This is a genomic window from Mesorhizobium neociceri (genome assembly GCF_013520985.1).
Taxonomy (GTDB): domain Bacteria; phylum Pseudomonadota; class Alphaproteobacteria; order Rhizobiales; family Rhizobiaceae; genus Mesorhizobium; species Mesorhizobium neociceri.
The window spans coordinates 418,295-434,775 of sequence record NZ_JACDTY010000002.1 but is presented as its reverse complement, the minus strand read 5'-3'; the positions used below and the strand labels follow the sequence as shown (position 1 = coordinate 434,775).

16 protein-coding genes are annotated in these 16,481 nt (G+C 62.0%); 9 read left to right on the top strand and 7 right to left on the bottom strand.

What is annotated here, in order from left to right:
• Positions 1–187: 187 nt before the first annotated feature.
• Entirely contained in the window at positions 188–865 is a 678-nt protein-coding gene (locus H0241_RS06125) for a sugar transferase (RefSeq protein WP_181056512.1), read from the bottom strand.
• Between the two features lie 606 nt (positions 866–1,471).
• Between H0241_RS06125 and H0241_RS06120 the strand changes: the two genes are divergently transcribed.
• Complete coding sequence (locus H0241_RS06120) at positions 1,472–1,744, top strand: exopolysaccharide production repressor exox (protein ID WP_181056511.1); 273 nt, start codon at positions 1,472–1,474, stop codon at positions 1,742–1,744.
• 47 nt (positions 1,745–1,791) lie between these two features.
• On the opposite strand, the gene H0241_RS06115 is transcribed toward H0241_RS06120, so the two are convergent.
• The 6 genes from H0241_RS06115 to H0241_RS06090 all read right to left on the bottom strand — a co-directional run bounded on the left by H0241_RS06115 (position 1,792) and on the right by H0241_RS06090 (position 7,634).
• Positions 1,792–3,627, bottom strand: a complete 1,836-nt coding sequence (locus tag H0241_RS06115; RefSeq protein WP_181056510.1) for an ABC transporter ATP-binding protein — start codon at positions 3,625–3,627, stop codon at positions 1,792–1,794.
• A 7-nt stretch (positions 3,628–3,634) separates the two neighbouring features.
• The gene (locus H0241_RS06110) at positions 3,635–4,609 is read right to left on the bottom strand and encodes a phosphoenolpyruvate carboxykinase (ATP) (protein WP_181056509.1); all 975 of its coding nucleotides are present in this window, start codon (positions 4,607–4,609) and stop codon (positions 3,635–3,637) included.
• Positions 4,606–6,525: a lasso peptide isopeptide bond-forming cyclase gene (locus H0241_RS06105; RefSeq protein WP_181056508.1), complete on the bottom strand. Its 1,920-nt coding sequence runs from the start codon at positions 6,523–6,525 to the stop codon at positions 4,606–4,608. The genes H0241_RS06110 and H0241_RS06105 overlap by 4 nt, the downstream gene beginning before the upstream one ends.
• A gap of 3 nt (positions 6,526–6,528) precedes the next feature.
• On the bottom strand, positions 6,529–6,903 hold the full coding sequence (locus tag H0241_RS06100; RefSeq protein ID WP_235984041.1) for a lasso peptide biosynthesis B2 protein: 375 nt from the start codon (positions 6,901–6,903) through the stop codon (positions 6,529–6,531).
• A 127-nt stretch (positions 6,904–7,030) separates the two neighbouring features.
• Positions 7,031–7,300, bottom strand: a complete 270-nt coding sequence (locus H0241_RS06095) for a PqqD family protein (protein WP_328824631.1) — start codon at positions 7,298–7,300, stop codon at positions 7,031–7,033.
• A 181-nt stretch (positions 7,301–7,481) separates the two neighbouring features.
• On the bottom strand, positions 7,482–7,634 hold the full coding sequence (locus H0241_RS06090; RefSeq protein WP_023684233.1) for a lasso RiPP family leader peptide-containing protein: 153 nt from the start codon (positions 7,632–7,634) through the stop codon (positions 7,482–7,484).
• 498 nt (positions 7,635–8,132) lie between these two features.
• Here H0241_RS06090 and H0241_RS06085 point away from each other — a divergent pair, with 498 nt between their 5' ends.
• The 8 genes from H0241_RS06085 to H0241_RS06050 all read left to right on the top strand — a co-directional run bounded on the left by H0241_RS06085 (position 8,133) and on the right by H0241_RS06050 (position 16,480).
• Positions 8,133–9,260, top strand: a complete 1,128-nt coding sequence (locus tag H0241_RS06085; RefSeq protein WP_181056505.1) for a nucleotidyltransferase family protein — start codon at positions 8,133–8,135, stop codon at positions 9,258–9,260.
• Positions 9,261–9,402: 142 nt separating this feature from the next.
• Positions 9,403–10,419 (top strand): glycosyltransferase family 2 protein, encoded by a 1,017-nt coding sequence (locus H0241_RS06080; RefSeq protein ID WP_181056504.1) that lies wholly within the window; start codon positions 9,403–9,405, stop codon positions 10,417–10,419.
• A 126-nt stretch (positions 10,420–10,545) separates the two neighbouring features.
• Positions 10,546–10,941 (top strand): hypothetical protein, encoded by a 396-nt coding sequence (locus H0241_RS06075; protein WP_181056503.1) that lies wholly within the window; start codon positions 10,546–10,548, stop codon positions 10,939–10,941.
• A 121-nt stretch (positions 10,942–11,062) separates the two neighbouring features.
• Positions 11,063–11,944, top strand: coding sequence for an endo-1,3-1,4-beta-glycanase ExoK (gene exoK, locus H0241_RS06070; RefSeq protein ID WP_235984023.1), 882 nt, complete (start codon positions 11,063–11,065; stop codon positions 11,942–11,944).
• A 55-nt stretch (positions 11,945–11,999) separates the two neighbouring features.
• Positions 12,000–13,331, top strand: a complete 1,332-nt coding sequence (locus H0241_RS06065; protein ID WP_181056502.1) for a UDP-glucose dehydrogenase family protein — start codon at positions 12,000–12,002, stop codon at positions 13,329–13,331.
• Between the two features lie 100 nt (positions 13,332–13,431).
• On the top strand, positions 13,432–14,880 hold the full coding sequence (locus H0241_RS06060; RefSeq protein WP_181056501.1) for a GMC oxidoreductase: 1,449 nt from the start codon (positions 13,432–13,434) through the stop codon (positions 14,878–14,880).
• Between the two features lie 14 nt (positions 14,881–14,894).
• A complete protein-coding gene (locus H0241_RS06055; protein WP_181056500.1) occupies positions 14,895–15,344 on the top strand; it encodes a hypothetical protein in 450 nt (149 codons plus the stop codon).
• 56 nt (positions 15,345–15,400) lie between these two features.
• Positions 15,401–16,480 carry a glycosyltransferase gene (locus tag H0241_RS06050; RefSeq protein ID WP_181056499.1) on the top strand — a complete coding sequence of 360 codons (1,080 nt, stop codon included), beginning with the start codon at positions 15,401–15,403 and terminating at the stop codon, positions 16,478–16,480.
• Position 16,481: the final 1 nt, after the last annotated feature.

The following is a 16,481-nucleotide window of genomic DNA, read 5'->3' as shown; positions in this document are numbered from 1 at the left end:
ATAGGCTGATATGTCTGTTTTCAACTGAACGTTTCCGATCCGTTTTGGCCCCATCCGCCCGATAGGCCTGCTGCCGAATGCTGATTGAGCACCGCGGCTGCAATGCAAGGCCGGCCCATCGCCGAATGGCTTTGGGCCGGATTGGCTTCGGGCCGGACCGGCCCGATTGCTGACCAGTTCCGGTCGGTCAGTAGGAACCGCGCGACATCCACACCGCAGGTACGGTCTTGAGGATGATGCGAACGTCTTCGAACAGCGACCAGTTCTCGACATAGTGGCGGTCGAACGCGACGCGGCTGTCATAGGAGACATCGTTGCGTCCGCTGACCTGCCAGAGCCCGGTCAGGCCCGGCCGCGACTTCAAATAGTAAACCGCGGCGCTGCCATAGATTTCAAGCTCGTCGCGCACCACGGGACGAGGCCCGACAAGGCTCATGTCACCCTGCAGGATGTTGATGATCTGCGGCAGCTCGTCGAGGCTGAGCTTGCGGAGAACGGCGCCGACGCGGGTGACGCGCGGATCGTTCTTCAGCTTGCGGGTCGCGATCCATTCGGCGTTGGCTTCCGGATTGGCCGCGAGATAAGCGGTCAGCACGCGTTCGCCGTCTTCGACCATGGTGCGGAACTTGAGGCAGGGGAAAATCCGCCCGCCGCGTCCGATTCGCTTGTGTCCGTAGAAGATCGAGCCACCGTCGGAAAGCTTGACCAGAAGAGCCACCATCAGGAACAGTGGGCTGAGCGCCACCAGGCCGAAAAGTGAACCGAAAATATCGAAACTGCGCTTCAGCAGCCCGCCGATCGGTGGCGGAAAATCAACGCCGACCTGCGAAAATGCCGCATTGGCCGACTTGGCAACGTCCCTCATGCAAAGCTCCATACGTTGAACGGATGGTTTATGGCACGATACCAAAAAAATGCTGCAGCGCAACACACAATTTCCCATACGAGTGAAATAGTCACGTCATGAATTGACTAAATAATAAACGCGCCCTGCCCAAATTTTGCCCTTTATGGCAAGTTTGTGACGAATAATTAGCAACGTCAGGAAATGTAATGCCTTTTTCCGGCCAATTTTGGGCGAATCGTCCTTAACCGCAGAGGGAATGGCTTTAACTGATTTTCGAATCACTTGTTTTGCCAAATTATTCAAATAAAATACTAATCAACATTGTAGATTCTACTGAAGTAGGAATCGTTTGACGAGTTAGGCCACCACCCATGCGTGTGCATCGCAGCATGGCAGAGTCGAACGCGTTGGCAGACTGAAAATTATCGCAGGTTGCCCTTGCCGTCAGTTTCGCGCCTTAATAGAGTCGCAAATTATTCCTGTTAGAGTCTGGATGGGTTGGGAAGGCCGGAAGCAACCGGCCGAAAAAGAGCAGCTGAATAAGCTCGCATGGCGAATGGGGAGATACTCGGGTGGGTAAGTCATCGCTTTTGCATGCTCGGGCCGGTTGACGGGCCGCCGAACATGTCGTTACCAAAATTCGTCATTGGAATGGTCTTCGCCCTCGCGATCGTGGTCGCGTGGTCCTATGTCGACGGCGCAACGTTCACCACAACGGTGCTTCGCGTCATCGGCTGCGCTGTCCTCATCCAGATCGGCTATTTCCTGCTGGTCTATGTGATGATCGCCAGGAGCGCGCCGACATCGGCCGACCGGGCTCGCGACGCCGAAAGAAGCCTCGGCGCCGACAAGGCGGCTGAAGGCGAGAAGCTCTCGGCCAGGCGCAGCGTGCATTGAATGGTCCGAGGCCGCGACGTCGGCCTCGGATCATCTTGCAGTCGGACTCAGCTTGCTTCGGCCGGCTCCGGTTCCGATTGCTCGCCTGAAAGCATTTTCGACAGGCGGCTGCCGGCCTTCGCTTTCAACCTCTGATATTGCCCGACTTCGACGATCCGTCCGTTTTCGACTGCAACCACCCAGTCGGCGAAGGCGATCATCGATGGCCTATGCGCAATGGTCAGGATGGTCATCGATCCGCGCAACCCGTCTATCGATTTGGCGATCAGAGACTGGTTCTGCCAGTCGAGCGCGCTGGTCGCCTCGTCGAGAATGAGTAGCAAGGGCTTGCGCAGCAGCGCACGCGCCAGCGCAATGCGCTGGCGTTCGCCGCCTGAAAGCCGCACACCACGATCGCCGACCACCGTGTCGAGCCGCAGCTCCAGTCTTTCGACGAAGTCGGCGCCATGCGCCGCGCGAAGTGCAGTCCACAGCTCCGCGTCACTGGCTTGCGGCGCGGCAAGCCGCAAATTGGCGGCGATCGTGTCGTGCAGCAGGAACACATCCTGCGGCACATAGGCCACCTGGTCGCGCCAGTGCCGCCGGTTGGCAGCAGTGATTTCGACGCCGTCGGCCAGGATCTTGCCTTCGCTGGGTTCCAGCAGGCCAAGCAGCATGTCGGCAAGCGTGCTCTTGCCCGAGCCTGACGGGCCGATCAACGCCGTCACCTTGCCGGCGGGAAGACCGAAGGTGACGTCGCTCACCATAGGCTTGCCGCCGGCCTCATAGGCAAAGGAGACGTTGCGGATGTTGAGCCCGATATCGAGCGTCAGCTTGGCCGCGGATTCGAGATTCGCCGGTTCGCGCTCGGCATCGAAACGCGCCTGCATGTCGCGCATCGAGGCATAGGCGGGCAGGTTGATCAGCACCTGCTGCGCCTGCATCTGCATATCCATGAAGCGCGGCGCAATGCGCATGAACACAAGAAGCAGCACGACGATCTCGGCCAGAGAAAGATGAAAGCGGACCAGAGCGACATAGATGAACAGGCTGAGGCCGATGACGCTGGCGACCTGGAACAAAGCGGTGCCGATGGTGCTGTTGCGCACATAGTTGATGTTGTCGGCCTTCATCTTTTCCAGCGTCGCGCGAAGCTGCGCATAGTAGGTCGCCTCGACATTCAGGCTCTTGGCCACCTTGATGCCGCCGAGGAACTCCGAGACCGTGCGGTATTGCTCCTGACGATTGGTGGTCAAAACCCGGCCGAAGGCGCTGGCCCGCGCGCGAAACGGCTGCAGGGCCAGGAACGTGACGATGCCGACGACGATGGCGAACGCCGTCATGACGGGCGAAATGAACAGCGAAACCACGAGATAGCCAGCCAGAAGCACGGCGATCTGCACCAGCATCAGCAGCGAGAAGGCCGCCGACTGCACGCGGTCGATGTCGCCGGTCAGCGCGTGGTCGAGGTCGGAGCTGCGCATGCGCGCAAAAATCCCCCAGCGTGCTTTGCCGATGCTCTCGAACAGGTTCATGCGCAGGCGGTTGATGAAATCGAGCAGCAACCTGGCCATGTAGACGGATTTGTAGCGATTGAACGCCGCCTGCAGCGCGACAAGCCCGACCAGCAGACACAGCACTGTGGTCAATTGCAGCGTCCCATCCGGCGCCAGCCAGCGCACGAAGTCGTTGTTCGGCAGCTTGACCGCGAAATTCTGCTCGGGGCGCCCAACCAGATGCAGCAGCGGCACCAGTAGCAGGATCGAGATGCCTTCGGTCAGGCTTCCCAGGATCAGAAACAGCAATGCCGTCAGCGTCCTGCGCCCGCCGATCCGGGCCATGGCCGCGCCAAGTCCGGCGACATCTAGGTAAAACGACAGTTGCAGGATCTTCGACACCGACATGCTCGGCTCACCGCGGCCCGTTGTCGGCCGCCAGATCGTTTTCGATCAGGGCGACGGCTTCGCCGATACGGTCGAGCCCGGTCGGCACTTCGAGGCGGCAGACGCCGATCTGGTTGGCCAGGGCCGCGCACTGGCGAAGATGCGTCGCGGCAAAATCGCCGACCAGGGCCGGGCGGCCGAAACGCGTCACATAGGAGAATTTGATGATTGCCGGCAGGGCGGCCACGCTCGGCAGCGGTGTAATCGCTGCCTTGTCGCTGCGCTCGAGGATATAGATCCGGGTCGCCCGCACCGCACCGCCTGAGAACCCGCCGTGAAGGCGATGCTGCATCTTGTCGATCGCCGGATGCACCTGCGGGCGTATTTCCGCCTGGATCGGGATAGCGGCGGCGGCATCGGCGGCGAGCTTCAACTGCGGAAAGCCCGGAACGATCATCGGTTGGCTGGCGAGATCGAGCGCCACGACATCATCGGTCAGCAAGCGATGGCCGTCACGGAGCATTGCGCTCGCCGTCGTCGATTTGCCGGCGCCCTTGTCGCCCATGAAGACGGCGCTTTTGCCGCCGACGGCAATGGCGCTGGCATGCAGGATCAGCAGGCCGCGCTGATGCAGGAGCAGCGCGATGACCGGACCGAGCAGTGGAAACGCCAGCAGCGCATCGTCCACATCAGGTGCCGGCTCCACCTTGATGCGGCAAGCGTCGGTGATCAGGAAGGCGCCGACCGTCTGCCATGCCAGATATTGCTGCCGAGGCTCGAAGCGGAAAGCAGTTCCGGTCTCGGGCGAGGGTTTTGGCAGATCGATCGCGCCGACGGTGATCAGCACATCGACAGCAGCCGGCGCGCTCGGCTCCAGCTCGGGCAATTCGATCTGCGAAGCGATCGTCAGGCCATAAGCCTTGTAGAAGCGCTGCGCGCGAGCCTTGGGTTGACCGGCATCGGGGTTCGAATCGGCGGCGAGTGGCATGTTGGCCGGCATCATGCGTGGCTCCCGCGCAGTTGCACTTGCCTTAGCCACAGCGACAGCGCGATCGAGCGCCAGACATACTGGACATCGGGCAAGGTGGCCGCCTCCGGTTGCCGCGAGATCCGGCCATAGGCGGCGGTCACTTCGGGCAGGTTGACGTAAGGTGCGATCAGGGCCGCATCCGCCACCAGCACCTTGTCGAGGAGATCGCGATGATTGCCGAGCATGCCTTTGACCAGGTTGGAGGTGAAATCGATCTTGTCGCGCCGCCACTGCACCGCCGGCGGCAAAATTCCTTCCATGGCCCGGCGCAGCACCGAGCGGCCAAAACCCTGGTTCAGCTTTTCCGCGCCGGGGAGCGCCAGGCAGAACTCGACCAGCGGCTTGTCCCAGAAGGGGTAGCGCGGCTCGACGCCGAAATTGGCGGCGGCCTTGTCGAGAACCTCGAAAGCGTGCGGCACCATGCCGTTCGACAGCAGCCAGCGATGGGTCAAGGTCTCGCTGGCGCTGACCGCGGGCGGCATATAGCCGGCCCGGCGAAACCGCTCGACGAGGTCCGTGCGCATCGCCAGATCGGGATTGATCAGCCCGCGCCAGCTCGTCGCCGGCCGCCCAGTGGGACGGCGCCGCAATTTGTTGATCGCGCGGTTTGCCAGCCGTTTGATTTTGGCGAGGCGCCAGGCCGGCCCGTAAAGGGTGAGGAACTGATAGTACAGGCCGAGCATGCCGTCGCCATAGGTGTTGGAAGCGCTGCGCAGTTCCCGCCACAGCTCCATCCATCTGCCGGCATCGGCGAGTTCATGCAGATGGCCGTGGCCCTGCGAAACTACCTCGTCGCCGCCATGACCGTCGAGCAGCACCTTCATGCCCTTGGCGCCGGCGGTCCTGTAGATATCGCGGGTCAGCGACAGGCCAGGCGCCAGGAACGTTTCTTCCTGCTCTTCCAGAATGCGTTCGAACTCGGCGAAGGGCGCGTAGTTGCCAACGCTGATGAGGGTGCCGTCGACCTTCTGCTGCGCAAGCACCGCCTCGATGAAGGGGCGCTCGTCCATTGGCGAGCCCTTTTCGAACACCAGCGAAAAGGTCGGCAACCTCGGCTTTCGCTGCGCAGCATTCTGCAAGCCAGCCACGCAGGCGATCGAAGAGGAATCGAGCCCTCCGCTCAGCATCGCACCGACCGCCGGCGTGCCGCGCATGCGGTTGCGCACCGATTGCGAAAACAGATGGCGGAACTCTTCGGCCGCGTCCGACCGCATCGGCCTTTGCGACGGCTCGATCTGCCAGTAGCGGCGCAGCACCACCTGGTTGCCGGTCACCGTCAGGCTGTGGCGCGCCGGCAGGCGAAAGATATCGGCATAGGCTGTCGATTGCGGATCGTCCGGCAGCCCGGCGAGAAATCCGGAAATCTGGTGTTCGCTGATGCGCATGTCGACGCCGCCGACATCGAGGATCGGTCCGATCTCCGAGGCAAAGACAAAGCGCCGGTCGCTCGAATGGTAGTAGAAGGGTTTGACGCCAAAATGGTCGCGCACGCAAAACAGCTGTTGGCGCTCGCCATCCCAGATGGCAAAGGCAAAATCGCCTTGCAGATGTTTGGGGCAGGCTTCGCCCCAGCGCAGATAGGCGCGCATTAGAAGCACGGCGTCGGCAACCGAACTGTCCCGGATGCCGAGCCTGGCCAGCAATTCGTCGCGATTGTCGAGCCGACAGTCGGCGGTGATCGCGAGCTTGCCGCCGGCCATGGTCAGCGGGCCGGGGCCGGCCTCATCGGTGGTGTTGAGCCAGGCGTGGCCAAGAACGACGCTTGCGTCCATCCACCACGAACTGCCGTCAGGCGCGCGATGCTGCATGCGGGCAAGCATGCGTTGGATGTCGGCCGCAGCGGCGGGCTTGCCTTCCTGCCTGAGCAGAATTCCGGCGACGCCGCTCATCGGTCACTGGCCGTGGTCGACGAGATGGGTAAACCTGCCGAGCGAGCCGCCAAGCACGATGTGGTCGCCGCTGACCAGCCAGGCATGCGCCTTCAACTCGGTGCCGGTGTCGCGCTCGATGCCGATGCGGATCTTCGAAGCGCTGCCCTGGCGGGCAAGCAGATATTGGCCCGAAAGCGCCTGGGTAAGGCAGGTGGCACCGGGCACCAGCCGGGCCGCGGCGGCAACGCCCCAGGCGACACGTCTGAGATCGCCGATGCCGGCCGGCTCGTGCGCGTCGAGCCGCGTCACCATGCGGCGCATTTTGTTGTAGGAAAGCAGGGTAAGACCCAACCGCACCGCGACGACCACCGCGAGGCAGTGGGCGAGAAAGAGCATCTCCGGCCCGCTCAGCGAGAGAACCCTGGAGCAATTCCAGGGAAAGTGTGTGCGGTTTTCCCGTCCGGAATTGCGTGAAAACAAAGAGATAGAGCGGTTCGCCGTTTCTGTGAAACGGTGAAACGCTCTAGACAAGTTCCTCATCGTGGAGCCTCGCAAGCCCGGCGTCCGCCAGGCCTTTCAACAATCCGTCAACATCGGCCCTGCAGCGTTCGGGCTCGACATTGTAGCGCTCGAGCACGGCGCTGCGGATTTCCGCTATCGGCTTCGGCTCCTGGATCAGTTCCCAGATATAGGCCCCGACGCTGTTCAGGCTGTAATAGATGTTGGACTGCATATCGAGCAGCGCCAAGCCGTTGCCGAATTCGCAGGCCACGGCATCCTTGCTCGCGCTCACCCGATCACGCTCCGAGGGGTTCCAGTCCATCCTAAACCTCGCTCACACACTGCTTACAACACCAACGCTTCGGCAATTCCAAACAAGGCGCGAGAGCCGGGGTTTAAGCCCCGACTCTCCTTAGTGCCCTTAGTGCGCTCTGTTTCAGAGTCCGGACTTTGTCACCCCAACGAGAAGAGTCTCAGGAGAAGGTGAGTTCGCCGACCGGCGTATGTGCCGGAAACGAGGCGTCGAGTGCCGTGGTGCCGCTACCGCCTTGCGTGATGGTCTCGATCGAGCCGTGGACCGTCAGGCTTGGGGTTTCGTACTCATGCTTTTCAACATTCTGTTCCATTTTACTCTCCACTTATGGACTGGAAGCGGCCTGTCGATTGCCGGCAGCGACCTATTGCTGCACCGCAATAGCTGCATGGCAGCATTTATGAGTCAAGCCTGATTTACCCGCCGTTAATCAATTCTCGGTTGCGGCTGCCTTCAATGGTGATCAAAACGCTTGCATCTGCACTTTAACCGCGCATCCCGGAAGAATTCAACACGGTCTCCGTGGTGCTTGATTAAGCAACTGATTTAATTATACTAAATTTTTCACCTGGTATGCCTGCCTTTTAGGCGCGGCCACATTCGCAAAAAATTGCTGCAGGCGTGCCGGCGACAGGCCCGATTCCGGCAGCGTCTTGCGCTCCGTTGCGCGATTGTGTTGTTAACCGTCCAGGTTGCAGGACAATTGCCGCCGAAGGAAAAACTGGACGCGGCAGATGATTTTGGCGATGCTTTGCTTCGCACGTGCAATATAACGCGCCTCACGAAATTTTTTGCGGAGATGCTGCAGCATATGGCCTTGCAGGAAGGGACCTTCGAGAGGTTGCGCGCCGCCGGCTGCGCCGACGAAGTGGCCTATGTGCAGGCGTGCCTGCGGCTATTCTTCAATTCGGAGGCGAGCGCCAGCACCGCGCCTGCGCCGGCCATCTCCGTTGCCAATGTTTGCGACATCGCCAGGCTGAACAAGGTCGCAACCTTCGTCCTGAAGGCCTTGTTGCGCCCACCGGCAGGCGAGACGCCGCCGGGGCTGCTCGAGTGGCTCGACACCTATCGCCGGCGCACCATTGCGATGAACTCGTCCGGCATTATGGATTCAATGGCCATCGACAAGGCGCTGCGCGACAGGCGGATCGATTTCGTCTTCCTGAAGGGACCGTTCCAACAGCAGCTGCTCTATGGCGACCACTTCATGAAGCCGTCTGGCGATGTCGACATCTTGGTGTCGCCGGCCGGTTTCTTCAAAGCCCGTGATGCGCTGCGCTCGATCGGCTACGAGGTCGCGGGCAAGTCCCGCTCCGTCTGGTGGGTGCGCTTTCTGGGCGAGCAGCACATGGTTCGCCGTCAGGGCCTAAAATCGTCCACTGTCGATCTCCATTATCGGCTGCAGCAGCCGGGATCGCCGAGCCCGCGCGACACGGACGGGTTCCTGCGCCGCAAGCGCTCGCTTGCGATCGCCGGCTCCAGCGTGCCGTTCATCTCGGCTTCCGACACTTTGCTGTTGTCCTGCATCAGTGTCGCCAAGGCGTTGTTCAACCGCGAACCTTGCGCGGGCTATGTCTGCGATATCAGGGCCGCCGCCAGCCGCCTGAGCGAGGCCGAGCAGCAGAATGTGCTCGACTACGCGGCCGAGCAGGGGCTGGCCGACACGTTGCTGCTGGGCCTGCGCGCCGCCGACGTGCTGCTTGGCGGCGCCGGCACGCTGCTCTCGGATCGGGCCACCAGGATCCTGTCACGCATCGGCAATGAAGACCTGTTCCACATGGTCATCGCGCCGTGGCTGTCGTCGCTGAAGTGGCCGCAACGGCGCACCGTTTTGTGGGAACTGTGCGGTCGCGAACCTGTCCGCTACCTGACCGAGGCTGGCTGGGCCGCGTCCGCCGATCTCAGCCGGCGGATTTTCGAACGGCCGGAAAGCCAGTGACGATGGCTATCGCGGAACGGCAGCAGGCAGAGACGGTTCCGTCCCGGTTGGGTGGCGACGGATCATGGGAGGATGGGTTGGGCTCCGGACAGGCCAAGGGCGGGGAAGTCAGCAACCATCTGTGCAATCGAAAGGCATCCCCATGACAGTACCCCAGGTCTGCGTGATCATCGCGGCCCGCAACGCGGCCCGGACTATTCCCGCGGCCATCGCCTCGGCGCTGCGCGAGCCGGAGGTGGCGGAAGTCGTCGTCGTCGACGATGCCTCCACCGACGACACCGCAAAAGTCGCCACTGCCGCCGATGATGGCAGCGGCCGGCTTTCGGTCATCCGCCTTGACGTCAATCGTGGACCGTCCTTTGCCCGCAATGCCGCCATTGCCGGGTCGAAATCGCCCTTCATCAGCATTCTCGACGCCGACGATTTCTTCCTTGAGGGCCGGTTCCGCCAGCTGTTTGCCAGCGCCGATTGGGATTTCGCCGCCGACAACATCATGCTGATCCGAGACGATACGGCGACCGATGTCTCCAAGATCGTCGCCCCGACCTTTTCGGCTGACCCGGAATTCCTCGATTTCGAGCGTTTCATCGAGGGCAACATTTCAAGGCGGCGCGTCCAGCGCGGCGAACTCGGCTTCCTCAAGCCGGTCATATCAAGGGCTTTTCTCGACAGGCATGGGCTGCGCTATGACGAAAATCTGCGCCTGGGCGAAGACTATGAACTCTATGCCCGCGCCTTTGCCCGCGGTGCGCGCTTCAAGGTCATCCGGTCCTGCGGCTATGGCGCAATCGTGCGCGCCGATTCGCTGAGCGGCCGGCACAAGACGCAGGACCTGAAGCGTCTGGCCGATGCCGATCTGGCGCTACTGAAGATCGATAGTCTGCCCGAGGGGTCAAAGGCCGTGCTGCGCAAGCACGAGCGGCATGTGCGCGACAAATACCGGCTGCGCAATTTCCTCGACGTGAAGGCCGAGCGCGGCATGGCTTCGGCCGCCGCCTATGCGCTGGCCAGCCAGTCGAACCTCATTCCCATCGTTCGCGGTGTGGCCTCGGACAAGCTGGATGCGTTGTTTCGCCACGCCGGTCTGTCCCCACGGCAGCAGCCGGTGCCGCCCTTGCGCTTCCTCATGGCTGGCACCAGCACGGCGACGGAAAAGTAGAGTACACTAGCCTCGGACAACCGCCGTGAGGCTGAAAAAATTACCTTTCTGAAACTCGGAGGTTGCCTACGCGCTCCGACGATGGCACTGTATGTTGCGGTGCAGCAATTTTGGAAGGCCAACCGAATGGCTTCGATTTTCGGCTTCAGGTCGAGAGACCCGGCCCGGGACAAACAGACCGATCTGGCACGCTTCGATCGTCTGGCAAAGCTGCTGGATCAGATCACAGCCGAGATCGCGGCCGAGAAAACCGGGCTGGAGAATCGCTATCGGTCGAAATCCACCAACGCGGCCTTCCTCGTCGAGTCGATGGAGAATGGCTCGTCGTCGGCGAGCAAGCAGTTTGAGGTCGGCGAGTTGACGAAATCGATCCTGAATTGCGAACACCGCATCGCCGAATTGGTGCGCCAGACCAGCCGGATGAAGGAACTGCGTCATTCACTCGACGCGATCGTCGACGAGAATGGCAAGGGTTCTGATTCGCAGGCCGAACACGTCAAATCCGCAGGCCGCTTCGGCTGAAGCCGTCATACGAGGCACAAACAAGAAAGTTCGAGGGGACGGAGGATCGGGATCGGCCCGTTGGGATGTGGGCCAGTCGGTGACTTTGGGTTGGGGCGGAACAGCACAAAGGTGAATTGATATGAACGCAGATCCGAAGACGACCCCCAGCGTGGCAGTCGATGCCATGATTTCGGCGCAGCCAAATCGGCAAATGCGTCTTCTCTCCGTTGGCGCGCTTCTGCTGGCGGCGGCCGCAGCTCTTTTCGGCGCCGCGCAGCCCGCGCGCGCCCAGGACGCTTCCCCGGAGATGCAAAGCGCCCCGTCCTTCGTCGACGATTTCAAAAGTTTCGATCGCTCGCGCTGGTATGTCTCCGACGGCTGGTCGAACGGCAATCACCAGAACTGCACTTGGTCGAAGAGCCTGGTCAAACTTTCCGACAACATGCTGACGCTCGGCTTCGAAAAGCGCAAGCTGAAGGACCGCGAGTTCGCCTGCGCCGAGATCCAGACCAAGCAGCGCTTTGGCTACGGAACCTATGAGGCGCGGATGAAGACCGACACCGGCTCGGGCCTCAACGCCGCGTTCTTCACCTATATCGGCCCGGCCGACAAACAGCCCTGGTACGAGATCGACTTCGAGGTCCTGACCAAGGACACCTCAAAGGTCCAGGTCAACAGCTATATCGCCGGCAAGCCCAAGAACGAGAAGCTGGCCGAAGTCGAAGGCGGCACCGACAAGGGCTTCAACGACTACGCCTTCATCTGGGAAAAGGACCGGCTGCGCTGGTACGTCAACGGCAAGCTGGTCCAGGAAGTCACCGATCCCGAGCAATTGCCGACCCATTCGCAGAAGATATTCTTCAGCCTCTGGGGCAGTGACACGCTGAAAAACTGGATGGGCGCCTTTTCGGATCCCGGCCGCCAGGTGTCGATGCAGGTGCAGCGCGTCGCCTTCACCGCGCTCGGCCAGCCGTGCCAGTTTCCGGAATCGCTGGCATGTAGTGTAAGCAGCATAAAGTAGATCTGAACCGGCTCGGCCATATCAGGCCAAAGGGCGTGAACAGGAATTAACCCGAATGAATTTGACGGTCTTTGGAATTGGCTATGTCGGTCTCGTGCAGGCCGCGGTGCTGGCGGAAGTCGGGCACCAGGTGGTGTGCGTCGATGTCGACGAAAAGAAAGTCGAGCGGCTCAACCAGGGCCTGGTGCCGATTTTCGAGCCGGGACTGGAGGCCCTGGTCAAGGAGAACCACGCCGCCGGCCGCATCAAGTTCACCACCGACGCCGCGGCCGGCGTCAAGCATGGCGAGATCCAGATGATCGCGGTCGGCACGCCGCCCGGCGAGGACGGCTCAGCCGACCTCAAATACGTGCTGGCGGTGGCCGAGACCATCGGCCGCGAGATGGACTCGCCCAAGATCGTCGTCGGCAAGTCGACCGTGCCGGTCGGCACCTGCGAAAAGGTCAAGGCCAAAATCGCCGAGACGCTGAAGGCGCGCGGACGCGAGGACCTGGCTTTCGACGTGGCCTCCAATCCGGAATTCCTCAAGGAAGGCTCCGCCGTCGCCGACTGCATGAAGCCGGACCGCATCATCGTCGGCACCAACAGCGAGGACACCGAGGCGGTGATGCGCGAGCTCTACGCGCCGTTCAACCGCAACCACGAGAAGATGATCGTGATGGACGTGCGCAGCGCCGAATTCACCAAATACGCCGCCAACTGCATGCTGGCGACCAAGATCTCCTTCATGAACGAGATGGCCAATCTGGCCGAGGAACTCGGTGCCGACATCGAGGAGGTGCGCAAGGGTATCGGCTCGGATCCGCGCATCGGCTACCACTTCATCTATCCCGGCCTCGGCTATGGTGGCTCGTGCTTCCCCAAGGACGTGCGCGCGTTGATCAAGACCGCCGAGGGGGTCAAGTTCGACGCCAAGCTGCTGCGTGCCGTCGAGGAGCGCAACAACGCGCAGAAGTCGGTGCTGTTTGACAAGGTGAACCGCTACTTCAAGGGCAACCTCAAGGGCAAGACTTTCGCGCTCTGGGGCCTCGCCTTCAAGCCCAACACCGACGACATGCGCGAGGCGCCGGCACGCGTCCTGATGGAAGCGCTGTGGCAGGCCGGCGCCAAGGTGCAGGCCTATGATCCCGAGGCGATGCAGGAATGCCAGGCCATCTATGGCCTGCGCGACGATCTGCTTTTGTGCGGCACCAAGGAGGCGGCGCTACGCGGCGCCGACGCGTTGCTGATCGCCACCGAGTGGAAGAGTTTCCGCGCCCCGTCCTTCGACGCGGTAAAGGATGCGCTGACCACGCCGGTCATCTTCGACGGCCGCAACCTCTACGATCCCAAGGTCATCGCCCGCCACGGCATCGAGTATTTCTCGATCGGCAGGATGGCGGCGTGAAGACAGGCAGCGAAAACAGATTGACCGACCGGTTGGGCCTCGACGAGCGACAACGAGGCCACCGGTTGAATGCGCCAGTCGTGAAAGAAGGCAGGATCTGATGGTGCTGGACGTCAAGCCCGAGCAAATCGCCAACGAGCATTTCGATCTCGTCGCGATCGGCTCCGGTTTCGGATCGGCCTTCTTCCTGCATGCCTTCGCCCAGCGGCGCAAGGCGCGCATCCTGGTGCTGGAGTGGGGCCGCCACAACACGCATGAATGGCAGCTCCAGCAGAATGCCAACACCGACATCGATGACGAGACGACCTACAAGACCGACAATGCCGACAAGCCGTGGAACTACACGATCGGGCTCGGCGGCGGCACCAATTGCTGGTTTGCGCAGACGCCACGATTCCACCCCAACGACTTCCGCCTGAAAAGCCTCTACGGCATCGGCAATGACTGGCCGATCTCCTATGACGAGCTCGAGCCTTTCTACTGCGAGGCGGAGGAGGTCATGTCGATCTCGGGCGATCCCGACATGGCGACGATGCTGCCGCGCTCAAAGCCGTTTCCGCAGCCGCCGCATCGCATGTCGACGCCGGACCGGATGATGAAGGCGGCGCAGCCGGGCCAGCATTTCGTCATGCCGACCGCCCGCGCCCGGGTGCCGACGTCGCAGCGCACATCGTGCTGCGCCAATCTGCGTTGCTGGCTCTGTCCGGCCGATGCGAAATTCACCGTCAACAATGGCCTCATGCACGTCTTCGAGCATCCCGACGTTTCGGTCTGCCTCGGCGCGGAAGTGCGGCGGCTCGATCATGTCGGTGGTTCCGTGCGTTCGGTGACGTTCATGCATGACGGCAAGGAGTACACGGTCAGCGGCGACCTGTTCGTGCTCGGCGCCAATGCCATCCAGAGCCCGGCGATCATGCTGCGCTCCGGGCTGGGCGGTGAATTCGTCGGCCTCGGCCTGCATGAATCCTATGGCTGGAACTTCGAGGTCTATCTCGACGGCATCGACAATTTCGACGGCTCCACCATCACCACCGGATTGAACTTCGGCCTCTATGACGGGCCGCACAGGGCGGAGCACGGGGCGGCGCTCGTCTATTTCGAAAACCGCTGGCAGCACGGCATGCGGGCGGAGAAGGGACGGCTGCGGCAGACATTGCCGATCGTCATGGTGACGGAGAACCTGCTCGACCCGGAAAATCTCGTCGTCCTCGACAAGGACGAGAATGCCTTCGTCTCTTTCAAGGGGGCGTCCGACTACGCCGTCAAGGGTATGGCGAAAGCGCTGGACAAGCTGCCGGCGCTGCTCGGCCCCCTGCCGGTGGAAAGGATCTTCGACCGTGGCATCCGGCCGACCGAATCGCATGTCCAGGGCACGTTGCGAATGGGCACGGGTCCGGCCGATTCGGTGATCGACCGCGACATGATCCACCACCAGGTGAGGAACCTGGTCGTCGTCGGCACCAGCTCTTATCCGAGCTGTTCCTGTGTCAATCCGAGCCTGACAGCGGCAGCGCTCTCCTTGCGTGCGGCAAGCCGGATAGCGGCATGAAAGGAGCTGCCGGAATGACGAAGATATCACGACGTGCAGCACTGGCCTTCGTCGCCGGCGGGGTTGCCTCGACCGGCATCGCCTATGCCGCCGTGTCCTCCTTCTCGGACGAGGATCTGGTCCTGATCACGCTCGAAAAATACCTCGGCAAATTGAACATACGCGTAGAACATCTGCAGCAGTTCGTGCTGGAATTTCAAAACCGCAATCCCTGGATATCCCCGGGCGGAAACCTGGGCGACGCCATCACCCTGCTCGAGACGGCGAGACTAGGTGAGGCGCGCCAGCTGCTGCCGCGGGAGAAAAGGCGCTATCTCAGGCATTTCGACCGCGTCGTGCTGGCTGAATTCCACATGCTGACCGACTATGCCTGGCGCAGCTCGCCGAACGACCCGATCCGCTTCACCGGGTGGCAGTCATGCACCAATCCATTCGCCAATCTGGAGCCGCCAAAGGTCGCGTAAGCCCGGCAACAGCGGCGTCTGTCGCCATCCAGAATAACGACAAGGAGCCTAGTCCGATGAAAGTGCTTTTTGCAGGCGGCAGCGGCTATCCGCCCGAATTCAGCGGCGGCGTCCAGTCCAGCACGCACCATCTGGCCGAGCAGTTGCTCGAACATGGCCACGAAGCCTCGGTGCTGGCCGCGCTGTTCGGCGATGGCATGTTCGGCCTCAAGGCGCGCGCCAAGATGAAGCTCCTGCGGCAGCGCGGCGCCATCGATTCCCACCTCGGCTATCCCGTGGTGCGGGCCTGGTATCCCTGGGAGGCGGCCGGCTTTGCCGTCAAGAAGCTCAAGCCGGATGTCGCCGTGGTCCAGTGCCACAACTCGGTTCCGATCGGCAAGGCGCTGCAGGTCGAGGGTGTGCCGCTGGTCGTCTATCTCAGGAATGTCGAATTCCACGAACTGGCCGGCGACCTGCGCGAACTGGATTCGGCGCTTTACATCGCCAATTCCGAATTCACTGCGCGCACCTACAAGGAAAAATTCGGCATCGATGCCACCGTCATTCCGCCGATGATCAACCCGGCGCATTATGCGACGCCGACGACCGGCGAATTCGTCACGCTGATCAATCCCTATGAGGAAAAAGGCTTCGACCTTGCGGTGCGCATTGCCGGCGCCTGCCCCGAAATTTCGTTCCTGTTCGTTGAAAGCTGGAAGCTGGAAGACGACCATCGCGCCCGCATCGAGGCGACCATCGCGCCGCTCGGCAACGTCACGCTGGAGAGCCGCACCAGCGACATGAAGACCGTTTATGGCCGCACAAAGATCCTGCTGGCCCCCTCAAAGTGGGAAGAGGCCTGGGGCCGTGTGGCGTCGGAGGCCCATTGCAGCGGCATTCCCGTGGTCGGTTCGCGCCGCGGCGGCCTGCCCGAAGCAATCGGCTCCGGCGGCGTGGTGCTGGACTATGACGCGCCGCTCGCCGACTGGGCAGCGGCGGTCAGGCGGCTGTGGAACGACGCTGAGGAATACACGCGGATATCAGCGGCAGCGCGGACCTTCTCGGAGCGGCCGGCGCTCAACCCCGAAGCCCAGTTCGCGACCTTCTTCTCGCTGATCGACCGGGCGGCGCAACAGAGGCCGCGCCGAGCCGCGTAGC

What these genes read in the sequence shown, in the direction of transcription:
- H0241_RS06125 (WP_181056512.1), bottom strand. Translation starts at nt 865, where the DNA reads ATGAGGGACGTTGCCAAGTCGGCCAATGCGGCATTTTCGCAGGTCGGC.
- H0241_RS06060 (WP_181056501.1), top strand. Translation starts at nt 13,432, where the DNA reads ATGGTGCTGGACGTCAAGCCCGAGCAAATCGCCAACGAGCATTTCGAT.
- H0241_RS06100 (WP_235984041.1), bottom strand. Translation starts at nt 6,903, where the DNA reads ATGCTCTTTCTCGCCCACTGCCTCGCGGTGGTCGTCGCGGTGCGGTTG.
- H0241_RS06085 (WP_181056505.1), top strand. Translation starts at nt 8,133, where the DNA reads ATGGCCTTGCAGGAAGGGACCTTCGAGAGGTTGCGCGCCGCCGGCTGC.
- H0241_RS06080 (WP_181056504.1), top strand. Translation starts at nt 9,403, where the DNA reads ATGACAGTACCCCAGGTCTGCGTGATCATCGCGGCCCGCAACGCGGCC.
- exoK (WP_235984023.1), top strand. Translation starts at nt 11,063, where the DNA reads ATGAACGCAGATCCGAAGACGACCCCCAGCGTGGCAGTCGATGCCATG.
- H0241_RS06115 (WP_181056510.1), bottom strand. Translation starts at nt 3,627, where the DNA reads ATGTCGGTGTCGAAGATCCTGCAACTGTCGTTTTACCTAGATGTCGCC.
- H0241_RS06090 (WP_023684233.1), bottom strand. Translation starts at nt 7,634, where the DNA reads ATGGAACAGAATGTTGAAAAGCATGAGTACGAAACCCCAAGCCTGACG.
- H0241_RS06120 (WP_181056511.1), top strand. Translation starts at nt 1,472, where the DNA reads ATGTCGTTACCAAAATTCGTCATTGGAATGGTCTTCGCCCTCGCGATC.
- H0241_RS06050 (WP_181056499.1), top strand. Translation starts at nt 15,401, where the DNA reads ATGAAAGTGCTTTTTGCAGGCGGCAGCGGCTATCCGCCCGAATTCAGC.
- H0241_RS06110 (WP_181056509.1), bottom strand. Translation starts at nt 4,609, where the DNA reads ATGATGCCGGCCAACATGCCACTCGCCGCCGATTCGAACCCCGATGCC.
- H0241_RS06065 (WP_181056502.1), top strand. Translation starts at nt 12,000, where the DNA reads ATGAATTTGACGGTCTTTGGAATTGGCTATGTCGGTCTCGTGCAGGCC.
- H0241_RS06055 (WP_181056500.1), top strand. Translation starts at nt 14,895, where the DNA reads ATGACGAAGATATCACGACGTGCAGCACTGGCCTTCGTCGCCGGCGGG.
- H0241_RS06105 (WP_181056508.1), bottom strand. Translation starts at nt 6,525, where the DNA reads ATGAGCGGCGTCGCCGGAATTCTGCTCAGGCAGGAAGGCAAGCCCGCC.
- H0241_RS06075 (WP_181056503.1), top strand. Translation starts at nt 10,546, where the DNA reads ATGGCTTCGATTTTCGGCTTCAGGTCGAGAGACCCGGCCCGGGACAAA.